Annotated in this window: 10 protein-coding genes; 5 read left to right on the top strand and 5 right to left on the bottom strand. The window is 72.3% G+C overall.

Going from position 1 to position 12,166, the window contains the following annotated elements; genetic code table 11:
• Position 1 precedes the first annotated feature (1 nt).
• The 3 genes from C2L59_RS12240 to C2L59_RS12230 are packed head-to-tail and all read left to right on the top strand — an operon-like array spanning position 2 to position 2,285.
• Positions 2 to 1,612 carry a cytochrome bc complex cytochrome b subunit gene (locus tag C2L59_RS12240; RefSeq protein WP_199199035.1) on the top strand — a complete coding sequence of 537 codons (1,611 nt, stop codon included), beginning with the start codon at positions 2 to 4 and terminating at the stop codon, positions 1,610 to 1,612.
• On the top strand, positions 1,609 to 1,980 hold the full coding sequence (locus C2L59_RS12235; protein ID WP_103349641.1) for a hypothetical protein: 372 nt from the start codon (positions 1,609 to 1,611) through the stop codon (positions 1,978 to 1,980). The genes C2L59_RS12240 and C2L59_RS12235 overlap by 4 nt, the downstream gene beginning before the upstream one ends.
• A complete protein-coding gene (locus C2L59_RS12230) occupies positions 1,977 to 2,285 on the top strand; it encodes a DUF3099 domain-containing protein (protein WP_103349640.1) in 309 nt (102 codons plus the stop codon). Before C2L59_RS12235 ends, C2L59_RS12230 begins: the two co-directional genes overlap by 4 nt.
• Here C2L59_RS12230 and C2L59_RS12225 read toward each other — a convergent pair.
• Both C2L59_RS12225 and C2L59_RS12220 read right to left on the bottom strand, forming a co-directional pair.
• The gene (locus tag C2L59_RS12225; protein WP_103349639.1) at positions 2,250 to 3,101 is read right to left on the bottom strand and encodes a MerR family transcriptional regulator; all 852 of its coding nucleotides are present in this window, start codon (positions 3,099 to 3,101) and stop codon (positions 2,250 to 2,252) included. The genes C2L59_RS12230 and C2L59_RS12225 overlap by 36 nt on opposite strands.
• An 86-nt stretch (positions 3,102 to 3,187) precedes the next feature.
• On the bottom strand, positions 3,188 to 4,837 hold the full coding sequence (locus C2L59_RS12220) for a hypothetical protein (protein WP_233223433.1): 1,650 nt from the start codon (positions 4,835 to 4,837) through the stop codon (positions 3,188 to 3,190).
• 263 nt (positions 4,838 to 5,100) lie between these two features.
• Here C2L59_RS12220 and C2L59_RS12215 point away from each other — a divergent pair, with 263 nt between their 5' ends.
• Positions 5,101 to 6,315, top strand: coding sequence for a sensor histidine kinase (locus C2L59_RS12215; protein WP_103349638.1), 1,215 nt, complete (start codon positions 5,101 to 5,103; stop codon positions 6,313 to 6,315).
• Entirely contained in the window at positions 6,312 to 6,974 is a 663-nt protein-coding gene (locus tag C2L59_RS12210) for a response regulator transcription factor (protein ID WP_103349637.1), read from the top strand. Before C2L59_RS12215 ends, C2L59_RS12210 begins: the two co-directional genes overlap by 4 nt.
• Before the next feature lie 119 nt (positions 6,975 to 7,093).
• Here the strand turns inward: C2L59_RS12210 and C2L59_RS12205 are convergent, their stop codons facing one another.
• The 3 genes from C2L59_RS12205 to C2L59_RS12195 all read right to left on the bottom strand — a co-directional run bounded on the left by C2L59_RS12205 (position 7,094) and on the right by C2L59_RS12195 (position 11,821).
• Complete coding sequence (locus C2L59_RS12205) at positions 7,094 to 7,810, bottom strand: hypothetical protein (protein ID WP_103349636.1); 717 nt, start codon at positions 7,808 to 7,810, stop codon at positions 7,094 to 7,096.
• A gap of 149 nt (positions 7,811 to 7,959) precedes the next feature.
• Entirely contained in the window at positions 7,960 to 10,353 is a 2,394-nt protein-coding gene (locus tag C2L59_RS12200; protein ID WP_103349635.1) for a ricin-type beta-trefoil lectin domain protein, read from the bottom strand.
• 37 nt (positions 10,354 to 10,390) lie between these two features.
• Positions 10,391 to 11,821 (bottom strand): endo-1,4-beta-xylanase, encoded by a 1,431-nt coding sequence (locus tag C2L59_RS12195; protein ID WP_199199034.1) that lies wholly within the window; start codon positions 11,819 to 11,821, stop codon positions 10,391 to 10,393.
• Positions 11,822 to 12,166: the final 345 nt, after the last annotated feature.

The raw sequence follows: 12,166 nt of genomic DNA, 5'->3' as shown, positions 1-12,166 counted from the left end.
CCTGGGCGAGGCCGCGAACAACGCCGACCAGCGGTACCAGCTGGCCAAGGGTCTGCGGCACCAGATGAACAAGGTGTTCCCGACCCACTGGTCGTTCCTGCTGGGCGAGATCGCGCTCTACAGCTTCATCATCCTGCTGCTGACGGGGGTGTACCTGACGCTGTTCTTCGACCCCTCCATGCAGGAGGTCGTCTACCACGGCAGCTTCAAGAACCTGCAGGGCATGGAGATGTCGCAGGCGTTCCGCACGACGCTGGACCTCTCCTTCGACGTCCGTGGCGGGCTGTTCATGCGGCAGCTGCACCACTGGGCGGCGCTGATCTTCGTGGCGTCGATGGCCGTGCACATGCTGCGGATCTTCTTCACCGGCGCGTTCCGGCGTCCGCGTGAGGCGAACTGGGTGATCGGCGGGCTGCTGCTGATCCTGGGCTGCTTCGAAGGCTTCTTCGGTTATTCGCTGCCGGATGACCTGCTTTCGGGTACCGGGATCCGGGCGACGCTGTCGGGGATCGTGTTGTCGGTGCCGGTGGCGGGGACGTGGATCCACTGGGCGTTGTTCGGTGGGGAGTTCCCGGGGGATCAGATCATCCCGCGGTTGTACACGCTGCACATCCTGTTGCTGCCGGGCATCATGCTGGCGCTGGTGGGGGTGCACCTGGCGTTGGTGTGGTATCAGAAGCACACGCAGTTCCCGGGGGTGCGGCGCAAGGAGTCCAACGTGGTCGGGGTGCGGATCATGCCGTACTTCGCGCTCAAGGGCGGCGCGTTCTTCACCCTGGTGGTGGGGGTGCTGGCGTTGATGTCGGGGCTGTTCCAGATCAACCCGGTGTGGAACTTCGGCCCGTACAACCCGGCACAGGTCTCGGCCGGGTCCCAGCCCGACTGGTACATGGGCTGGGCGGACGGGCTGCTGCGCGTGTGGCCGCCCTGGGAGCTCTACCTCGGCGACCACACCGTGCCGCCGGTGTTCTTCGCCGGCGCGATCGGCATCGCCGTGCTCGTGACGGCCCTGCTGAGCTATCCCTTCATCGAACGGAAGCTCACCGGCGACACCGCGCACCACAACCTGCTCCAGCGGCCGCGGGACGTCCCGGTGCGGACGTCGATCGGGGCGATGGCGATCACCTTCTTCCTGGTGCTCACCCTGTCCAGCTTCAACGACATCCTCGCCGTCCAGTTCGACGTCTCCCTCAACGCCATGACGTGGGCGGGCCGGATCGGGCTGCTCGTCGGGCCGCCGCTGGCCTACTTCGTCACCTACCGGCTCTGCGTCGGCCTGCAGCGGGCCGACCGCGAGGTGCTGGAGCACGGCGTCGAAACCGGCATCATCAAGCGGCTGCCGCACGGCGAGTTCATCGAGGTCCACCAGCCGCTGGCCGCCACCCCGCTCGAGTACCAGGGCGCACCCGTGCCGAAGAAGATGAACAAGCTGGGTTCCGCCGGGCAGGCGGTGCCGGGCACGTTCTGGTCGCCGGACCCGGCCGACGAGACGGTGGCGCTGCAGCGCGCCCACGGCAACGGCCACGGCGGCGCCGGGAACGGCCAGCACGGCGAGTTCGACTCCGCGGAGACGGCGGCGGGAACCCGTACCCCGGACCGGGGGCGCCGATGACCACGCTGGCACCCGCCGCGCCGGCCCGGCTCGCCGGCTGGTCCGCCGCCGCCACGGCGGTGGTCTCCGCGGCGGCCACGGCGACCGGCTTCAGCCGGCTGCCGTTCGACTGGCCCGCGCTCGGCGCGGCGGCGGCCCTCGTCATCCACGCGGCGCTGGCCCTGACCATCACCGACCTGCGCGACCGGCGGCTACGGCGCAGCGCGGCCACCGTCGCGGTGCTGCTCGGCGCCCTGCTCGTCACCGGATCGGCGTGGGCCGCCGCGGTGTCCCTGCCGGGCAGCCCGGTCGAGATGCTGCTTTCCGTGGTGCAGAACAGCATCGGCCCGCTGGCCGTGCTGTCCGTCCGGCTCGGGCGGGTCCGATGAGCCGGAGCCCGGTCTTGATCACCACGGCCGCCCCGTCGGCCGACGACCAGCTCGCACGCCGCCGCCGCAAGTACGTCGTGATGATGGCCTGCCGCATCCCGTGCCTGGTGCTCGCCGGGCTCACCGCGCACGTCTGGTGGCTGGCCCTGGCGTTCCTCGCCGTCTCCGTGCCGCTGCCGTGGGCCGCGGTGCTGATCGCCAACGACGTGCCGGCGCGCCGCACCGAACGGGTCAACCGCTTCCGGAGCCCGCGCCGCGCGCTGACGCGGTCAGCCGGCGAAGGCGGCCAGGGCGTCGGGAAATGACGGCGGCAGCGGTTCCCCGACGGTCGGCAGGCCACGCCAGCCCGGACCGGCCGGGCGGACCGGGATCCCTTCGGCGTGCAGGGTGTGCAGGGTCCGCACGTCCGCGGACGGCGACGTCATCGACCACACCACCACCGCACTCGGCGCGAACCGGCCGGACACCACCCGCAGGACGTCCATCGACACCAGGCCGCTCAGGAACATCGCCGGCGCGCCGTCGTCACCGAGGGCCGCGCTGAGCATCTTCACCGGCAGCTCGTGCCGTTCCGCCGGCCCGCACACGAACAACGCGGGCCCCCGGCCGGCCCGCACCGGAGCCGGGACCCGCAGCCGGTCCAGCGCCGCCGACGCCGCGGCGGCGAGCGCCCACTCCGCGGCCATCGCGTTGCGGTCCCCCGCCTTCGCCCACCGCTCCCCGATCACCCGCAGCACCGGCGCCACGACCTCGGTCCACGACTTCGCCACCCCGAGGCTCGCCAGCGCGTCATCGACCAGATCACCGATCGTGGCGACGTCGAGCAGTTCGGCGGCCTCGGCGAGCCGCTGCCGCCGCCGTTCGACGGTCGTTCCGGCCACCGACCGCGACAGCACCAGCCGGGCGGCTTCCCGCGCCCGGGTGCCCTGCGCCTGGAGCGCCCGCATCCGCCGCAGCCGATCGACGTCTTCGGGCGTGTACCGCCGCCGCCCGTTCTCCTCGCGCTCGGAGGCCCCGATGCCGTACCGCTGCTCCCACGTCCGCAGCGTCACCTGCGAGACATCGAGGACGCGCGCGACCTCGCTCGAGCTGAGGGAGCGCCCATCGGACGTGCTGCTCACTCGGTCTCCCGGCGCCGGTCGAACGGATTCCGCCTCACGGTACCGGCGATGATCCGGTGGCACCGGCCGGACCGGCGCGGGGTGACCTACCTGTTGGATCGGAGTTGCATCGCTGCGTGGCCACGCGGTGCGCCGGCTCGCCGGGCCGTGCGAACTCCGGCTCCACTTCGGACTGAACCCGGCAACACGGAGCACCCGCACACCGGTGGCCGAGTGGCATTCGCGGCGCCGGTGCGGTCAGGAAGGGACCGGAAGCCGATCCCGGGCCGCACCACCCCCTCGGCCGGGGCCGCCGACCGGCGGGCGGTGTCCGGCCGGTGGACGCTGAGCTCGCCGTAGGCCGGCAGCGCGCCGGCCAGGTCGGTGGCGGCGCCGCGGAGCACGGTGTCCAGGAAGGCGAGGGTGGCTTCGGCGACGACCCGCGGGCTCTCGGTGCGGCCCAGCGAACCGACGATCGAGGGCACCGGCGGCAGGTACAGGGGGCCGTCGGTGAACGTGAGGTGGGCCGCGCCGGGGATGGTGAGCCGGTAGCTCGGCGCGGTGCTGCGCTCGAGCACCTCGGTGAGCCGGGGCAGGTAGCGCGGGTCGGTGGCCGGGGTGATGGCCTGGGTGAGCGCGAGCGCCGGGCGGTCGAGGGCGGGTGACGCCGGGCCGTGCGGGTAGCCGTCCAGGTCGATGACGGCGGCGAACCGGTGGTCCTGCCGGACGGCCTGCAGGGCGGCGGCGCCCCCCAGCGAGTGCCCGGTCGCGGCGACCCGGCCGGTGTCCAGGTGTCCGGCCAGCGGATCGGCGCCGTTGTCCAGTTCCGTCAGCCGGGTGAGGGCGAAGCCGAGGTCGGCGGCCCGGATCGCGGTCCAGCCGGCCGCCAGTTCCTCGTCCTTGTCCCGGTCGCCGCTGGAGACGGTCGCGGTGGTGATCGTCCGGCCGTCGGCGAGGACGACGGCGGCGGAGTCGTACGGGTGGTCCAGGGCGGCGACCACGTAGCCGTGGCCGGCCAGTTCCTCCGCCCACGCGGTGTTCTGGGTCCGCGCCCCGGTGGATCCGGGGGAAAACAGCACGATCGGCAACCGTCCTGCGTCGCGGGCCACCGGGGCGTCGAAGACCGAGTGGGTGCGGGCGCGCGGAACGCCGTCCAGCAGGAACCCGGGCAGGCCGGCTCCCTGGGCGAGGGCTTCGGAGACGGTGCGCCCTTCGTCCTCCGTGCGTCCGAGGTAGGGGGCCCGCGGCGCGTCCGCGGGGCCGGCCTGCGCGGGGTACCAGAGCTGGACCACGACCGTGCGGCGGTCGTCCGGATCGGTGGTGAAGGTCTCGGGGCGGAGCGGGTCGGTCCACTGCAGCACGCGGGTGCCGACCGCGAACCCGCCCGAGGGGCTGGGGAACACGGGGACGGGGAAGGCCCAGGCGGCCACGACGCCCGTGGTGATCAGCCCGGCACAGGCCAGCGATCCCGGCAACGCCAGCCACCAGCGGGCCCGCCGGCCGGTGCGGCGTCGCAGCAACGGGACGAACGCGAACGGCGCGGCGAGGGCGGCGCCCGCCAGGACCGGCAGCACCGGCCAGCGGATCCCCGTCACGCACAGCGCGATCGCGGAGGCCAGGAGATCCGCCCCGGCCGCGATGGTGGCGCGCGAGCGGGCGGCGGGTGGCAGCCACCGCGCCACCACCAGCGTGACGGCACCGAGCAGCGCCAGGATTTCCAGGAGGGACAGGTTCGGTCCCGTGATGATCTCGGTCACCCGGCCATCCTCGGCACCGGGAAGGGGCCGCCGCATCGCTCTCGGGTCGCCTTCCCGGATGCGACGGCAGTGGCAACCGGGCCGGCCGATCGGCGGCCGGTTTGCGACCGGGGTAGGGGGTGGGACTCCTCCTCGGGTCGCAAACGCGGCCCGGTGCGATCAGCCGGCGGGCTCATGTCCGGGGCGGTGCCCACGGCTTAGCATGGCGGGATCGGGTACACCTCCGGTACTCGGCTCCGGGGCTGGACCGACAGGAACGTGCGATGACCGAAGCGGCTGCCGGACCCGGCGATCACCGGAGCGCCGGCCCGGTCCGGACGCGCGTGGCGCGGCTGGCGCGCACGGCTTCCCGGCTGCCGCCGGTGGTCCGGGGTTCGCTGCTGCCGGCCCTGCTGCTGCTCAACGTCGTGACCACCCGGCCGCCGCGGGAGCTGCCGGTGGCCGTGGCCTTCACCGTCGTCCTCACGCTGCCCCTGGTGTGGCGGCACCGGGCCCCGCGCACGGTGTTCGCCGCCGTGGCGGCCGCCGCCTCGGTCCAGTGGCTGCTGGACGTCCAGCTGCCGGCGGACCTCGCCCTGCTGGTGGCGTTCTACACGGTGGCCGTGCACTCGGACCTGCGCGGCACCCTGGTCGCCGGGGCCGTCCTGGAGACCGGGGGCCTGCTGGCCTGCCTGCGCTGGGCCACCGGCGGCGCGTTCCTGACCCCGTTCGTCGCGGTCACCGCGATGATCGTCGCCGTCGGCGTCCTGGGTGTGCACGTGCGGACCCACCGCGCCTACCTGGCGGCCGTCGAGGACCGGGCCGTGCGCCTGGAGCGGGAACACGACCAGCAGGCGCGGGTGGCCGTCGCCGAAGAGCGGACGCGGATCACCCGGGAGATGCACGACATCGTCACCCACAACCTGTCCGTCATGGTCGCGCTCACCGACGCCGCCGTCTGCGCGCAGCACCGCTCGCCCGGCAAGGCCACCGCGGCGATGCTCCAGATCTCCGAGACGGGCCGGCAGGCCCTGACCGACATGCGGCGTTCGCTGGGCGTGCTGCGCGCCGGCGAACCGGACGCGCTGCGCCACCCGCTGCCCGGGATCGCCCAGCTGACGGCCCTCGCCGGCCAGATGGGCGCCGCCGGGCTGCCGACCCGGCTCGAACTCCTCGGCGGCCACACCCACATCCCCGCCACCGCGCAATTGACCGTCTACCGCCTGGTCCAGGAAGCCTTGACGAACACCCTCAAGCACACCCCCGGCGGCACCCGGGCGCAGGTCCGGGTCGAGTGTTCGGCCGAGACCGTCACCGTGGACGTCACCGACAGCGGCCCCCGCCCGTCCGCCCCCGCCGGGTCCGGCCACGGCATCACCGGCATGCGCGAGCGCTCGGCCGCCCACGGGGGGACGCTGCGGGCCGGACCGCTCCCGGACGGCGGCTGGGGCGTCCACACGCGACTCTTCCTCGCCGGCAGCGGAGCGGCGCCGGCGTGACGATCCGCATCCTGATCGCCGACGACGAAGCCCTGCTCCGGATGGCCTTCGGCACGGTCTTGGAGGCCCAGCCCGACATGACGCCGGTCGGCGAAGCCGAGGACGGCGCCCAGGCCGTCCGCCTCGCCCGGGAACTGCACCCCGACGTCGTCCTGATGGACGTCCGGATGCCCGGGACCGACGGCATCGAGGCGACCCGGCAGGTCGTCGGGGGTTGCCCGCGGACCCGGGTGCTCATCCTCACCACCTTCGACCTGGACGAGTACGCCTTCGCCGGGCTCAAGGCCGGCGCCTCGGGGTTCCTGCTGAAGAACACCCGGCCCGAGGAACTGCTCACCGCGATCCGCCAAGTGGCCGCGGGCGACGCGGTGGTGTCCCCGCGGATCACCCGCCGCCTGCTGGAGAAGTTCCGCCCGCACCTCCCCGACGGCAGCGGCACCGCACCCGACGAGCGGCTGAGCCGGCTCAGCGCCCGCGAGCACGAGGTGCTCGTCCAGGTGGGCGCCGGCCTGTCCAACGCCGAGATCGCGGCCACCCTGTACCTCGCGGAGGCGACGGTGAAGTCGCACCTGGGCCGGATCCTGCAGAAACTCGAGCTGCGCGACCGGATCCAGGCCGTGATCTTCGCCTACGAGAGCCGCCTCATCCGCCCCGCGTGAGCAGCAGGACCAGGGTCGCCGCGGCGAGGAACCGGAACCAGGCCGGGTAGCCCATTCGCCACGGGATCGGTGCCGGGCCCGGCCATGAACGCGGCAACTGCGGCCCGGCGTCAGCCGGGCTACTTCAGCACGCTGACCGCGCGGGCGATGACCAGCAGCGAAGTGAGCAGCGCCGCAACGCTCTGCACCGCCATCAGGACCTTCGCCCGCGACGACAGCGGCATCGTGTCGGTGGGGCTGAACGCCGTCGAGTTGGTGACCGAGACGTACAGGTAGTCGACCAGGGTCGGCACCCAGTCGGACTTGGCGCTGGACCCTTCGGCGACCTCCACGACGGCATCGTCGTTTTCGTCCTGCGAGAACCGGAAGTCGGCCAGGGGCAGCTCGGCCCGGCCGGCCTGGGTCCGTTTGACGGGGCCGCCGCGATCCAGCTCCCAGTAGGCCAGCCCGAACGCGATCACGTTGGTCAGCCAGACCTGCAGCGCACCGATCAGCAGCTCCTGACCGCTGTTCCCCGCGCCGGCGACGAGGTCGTGGATGAGCAGCACCAGTGCGCCGAGGTTGGTGACCCCGATGACGGCGACCAGCGACAGCGACAGGACGCGGGAGAGCCGGGTCTGCCGGGTGACGCGCCGCGGGTTGATCGCGACCAGCGGCACCAGCAGCAGGATCTCCAGCCCGGGCACCACGAACCGCGGCGCGACCAGCAGCTGTTCGGGCAGCGCGAGGTAGAGGGCAATGGCGACGAGCGTCGCCACGGCGGCGGGCAGCCGAGCCTCACCCCGCCGCTGGTGACGGGGACGGCGGGCCCGGGCCTCGTCCCGATCGGCTGACATGGCGGCATCCCCCTCGCGGACGGCCGCTGACCGGCCCCTGTTCGTCGGAGCGCCAGCCTAACGCCCAGGGCGGCCGCACCTCCTGCCGAACGCCGCACGTCGGGCACCTTGCCGCCGGTGCGCCGGCGGCAAGGTGCCCGAGCACCCGGTCAGTTCCGGGTCCACTTCTGGTTGCTGCCGCCGGTGCACGTCGCCAGGTCGATCAGCGTTCCGTTGCCGGTGCCGTTCCCGATGGCCTCCAGGCACAGTCCCGCTGCGCTGCCCACGATCGTGCCGTCGGCCTTCAGGGTCCACTTCTGGTTGGTGCCGCCGGTGCAGGTCCAGATGATCGCCTTGGTGCCCGGGGTGGTGCCCTGGCCGCTGGCGTCGAGGCAGGCGTTGCCGTAGACGCGCAGCTCACCGGCGGCGGTCGAGGTCCATTGCTGGTTGGCGCCACCGTTGCAGTCCCACAGCTCCACCTGGGTGCCCGACGTCTGCGACGCGTGGGGCACGTCGAGGCAGCGGCCCGAACCGGCGCCGACGAGCGTCGACGTCGTGCCGCCGTTCCCGCCGGGGCCCGGGGTGATGGACAGGTTGTCGAACTGCGCCGTCTCGCCCTGGCTCGTGGCGTAGCCGACCTGACCGGCGCCCCGGGTGGAATCGGTCGCCGAGCCGACGGTCACGCCGTCGACGGCGGCGGTGATCGTGCTGCCGGAGAAGGTGAGGGCGAGCGTGTGCCACCGGTTGGTGCCCAGCGCCGCGACCGTGCCGCGGGCCAGGGTGGACACCGTGCCGCCGGTGTTCGAGTTCAGGATGGACCAGTTCCCGGTGTCGCTCACGCGCAGGTGGTAGGCGTTGAGCCCGGCCGCGCCGGTGTAGCTCTGGCTGCCGGCGCGCCCGATCACCTCGGCGTACCCGGCCTTCTCGAGCAGGGCGTCGGACGAAACGGTGTAGTTGCTCCACCCGAGCTCGCCGAGCAGGGTGTGCGGGTCGGTCAGCGGGTCCCAGGTGATCGGGGCCTGCGCACTCATCTGGCGCACGCACCGGCCCGCGCGGCCGCCGCCGCAGCCCGCCACCTCGAACGCACCCTGCCAGTCCATCAGGTACTTCGCCTCGGTGCCGATGGCGTTGCTGTCGAAGGAGTCGCTGTAGGGCAGGCTCAGCGCACCCGCCGCCGGGCCGGCCGCGGTGCCCTTGCCCTGCCCGGTCGTGGTGGTGAGCGTGTAGACGTACCCGGGTTGCACGGTCAGGCTGTAGCTGCCGCCGGACGGGGTGAGGTCAGTGGTGTGCACGAAGTAGTCGGCCGCGTTGCCGGAGTTGACGTTGGTGGCCCACACGTGCACCGCGCCCGTCGACAGCCCACCGGTTGCGGTGAAGGTCAGCGTCTGCGGCCCGCCCGCGTCCACCGTCTCGATGACCGTGCTGTAGTTCTGGTTGTCCGGCGACTTGAGCGAGACGTAGCTGCCGTTGTTCCGGTTGCCGCCGAGGTAGCCGCTCGCGCTGTCGAGGTACCGCCAGCCGGGCGCGGTGAACTGGGTCGTCTGAGCCATCACCCAGGCGTTCTTGCCGATCGCGTAGTGGCCGGACCACGGCTGCGCGGCCAGCGCGACCCCCATGGTCGGGTACGGCAGGTTCGGGGTGATCGCGGCGATCACCGGCCAGTTGAGGTACGCGGTCATCTTCCCGTCGATGTACCCGCGGTTGAGGCCGCGGGCCATCGCCTGGGCACCGCCGTTGTAGTCGTCCGAGCCGTTTTCACTGGCCCACAACGGTTTACCGGACGAGGTGGCGGCCGACGGCACGCTGCAGTTCGTCTGGGCCGAGCGGTAGCCGCACGGGTAGTGCGCGCCGATGATGCCGATGGCCGAGGCGAGCGCGGGGTTGGAGTTGACGTCGTTGGCGATCGACCAGTCGGAGTCGGCGCCGACGATCTTCACCGCCGGGTAGCCGGCGGAGTTGAGCGTGGAGCGCAGGTTCTCGTACCAGCCGACGTTGTAGCCGCGCTCGTTCCAGCCGCCGAGGTAGTCGATCGCCAGGTTGTGCTGCTTGGCGCAGCCCAGCCACGTGGTCAGGTAGCCGAGGGTGTCGGTGGACCAGAAGTTGCCGCCGCCGATCCAGCCGGGCGCGCCCCAGGCCAGCCCGTAGAGCTTGATGTCCGGGTTGCGGGCCTTCGCCTGTTCGGCGAGCCAGAACTCGTAGCCCACCTCGCAGTTGACGGTCCCCCGCGTGTGCTCGACGCTCGGCTCCGCGCCGGAGGTGGAGTTGGTGTCGCCGCCGATCTCGATCTTGAGGATCTGGACCGAAGCGCCGTAGCCGGGCTTGAACAGGTAGTCCAGGATCTGGCCGCGCTCCGGCTCCGGGTAGTCGATCAGCAGGCGGGAGTTGCCGCCACCGCCGCTGATCGCCCCCACGCCGTCGAACGTGCGCCCGCCCGACGAGCCGTTGATCGTGATCGAAGTCGCGGCTTCGGCCGGTGCGGCGGTGCCGGCCACGACCCCGCCGGCGGTCAGGGCGAGGCAGCAGGCCGTGACCGCCGCCGCCCGCCAACGCCTGAACCTTGCCATGACGAGTTCCTTTCCCAGCGGAGGAGGGGTTGCGCGGCTAGCCGAGCGTCCATTGCTGGTTGCTCCGGCCGGTGCAGGTCCACAGTTCGACGAGGGTGCCGTTGGCGGTGGAAGCTCCGGTGACGTCCAGGCAGAGCCCGGACTGCACACCGGTGACCGTCCCGTCGGCGTTGACGGCCCACTGCTGGTTGGCCTGGCCGCTGCAGGGCCAGATGATCACCTTGGTGCCGGGACTCGTGCCCCGGCCGCTGGCGTCGAGGCAGTCGGCGCCGTTGTACACGCTGAGCGCGCCCGAAGAGCTGAGGGTGAAGGTCTGGTTCGCCCCGCCCGAGCAGTCCCGGATCTGCAGCTGTGTGCCCGCGGTGGTGGTCGAATCCGGCACGTCCAGGCACTTGCCCGCGCCCACCGCGCGCAACGGCCCGGTCCCCCCGCCGCCGGGCGGCGGGCCACCGAGGGCCGTCGCGGTGGCGGTGTAGGCGGGCTTGGGCCGGTAGTTGTTGTCGTACATGCTCGCGGCGCCGTAGCCGGGGAAGGTCCCGGGGATCCAGGAATCGGCGTCGCCGACGCCCCACTGCGAGACGCCGGGGCACCGGGTGACCGCCAGGCAGTTCTTCACCACGGTGGCGTAGTCGGTGGCCTGCTGCTGGAGGTTGCCGCTGGACGCCGGCAGCGGGACGCGGTCGTCGAGCTCGGTGATCGCGACGTCCAGTCCCAGAGCCGCGAAGCGCTGCATGTTCGCGAGCATGGACGACGGGACCTGGCCGACGATGAAGTGGCTTTCCAGGCCGATGCCGCCGAGCGGCACGCCTTGGGACAGCAGGGATTGCGCGAGGCTGTACAGGGCGTTGCTCTTGGCGTTCTGTCCCTCGATGTTGTAGTCGTTGATGTAGAGCACGGCGGCCGGATCCGCGGTGTGCGCGGTGCGGATCGCGTCGGCGAGGTAGCCGGTGCCCATCGCGGCGGTGAAGGCGTCCTGGCGCAGGCTGCCGTCCTCGTTGAAGGGTTCGTTGATCACGTCCCAGGCGTAGATCTTGCCCTTGTAGTGGTTCACCTCGGTGGTGATGTGCGCTTCCATCGCGCCCTGGACCTGGTTGCGCGGCAGGCTGTTCACCCACCCGGGCAGCTGTGCGTGCCAGACCAGGTTGTGCCCGCGCACGCGCATGGCGTGCGCCTGCGCGAAGGACACGACGTTGTCGCCGGGGCCGAAGTTGTACGAACCGTTGCCGGGCTCGATGGTGTCCCACTTCATCTCGTTGCCCGGGGTCACCACGTCGAACTGCGTGCCGGCGAGCGAGGTGATCGTCGCGTTGTTCACCATGTTGCCGGTGAGTTCGGTGCCGATGTACCGGTGCTGGGCCTCGGCCAGCGAACGCAGCGTCGAAGCCGCGTCCGCGGGCGGTGCCACGGCCAGGACCGGCGCGACGGCGAGCCCCGTCGCGAGGGCGAGCGTGCGGATGAAGGGGCGCATGCGAACTCCGGTGGCGTCGTCGGCATCTCGGCGGGTGGCGCAGGTCGGAAGGCGGCGATGGGCGGACGGTCCGGTACCGATCCCTTGGCGCCACGGCGAAAACCAGGTAACTCCCCGGCGGTGATCGGTGTCAAGCGACCGTGAAAGGTGCACGGCCGGAGACCTCGTCCGGCACCGGCACGCGCGGCCTCCGAAGTCGAACCGGTTCGTCCGGCAGCGGATCCTGCCGACCGGCCGCGGTTGAAAGTTTCAGCGACGTTCGGTCGGAAACCGGGCAACAGTGCGGTTTTCGGCCGACCGCACGTTGACCGTTGTCCACTCACGACGTACCGTCCAGCCGACCTG

Source organism: Amycolatopsis sp. CA-128772, assembly GCF_002904295.1.
GTDB lineage: Bacteria > Actinomycetota > Actinomycetes > Mycobacteriales > Pseudonocardiaceae > Amycolatopsis.
This window is presented reverse-complemented; position numbering and strand designations above follow the sequence as displayed.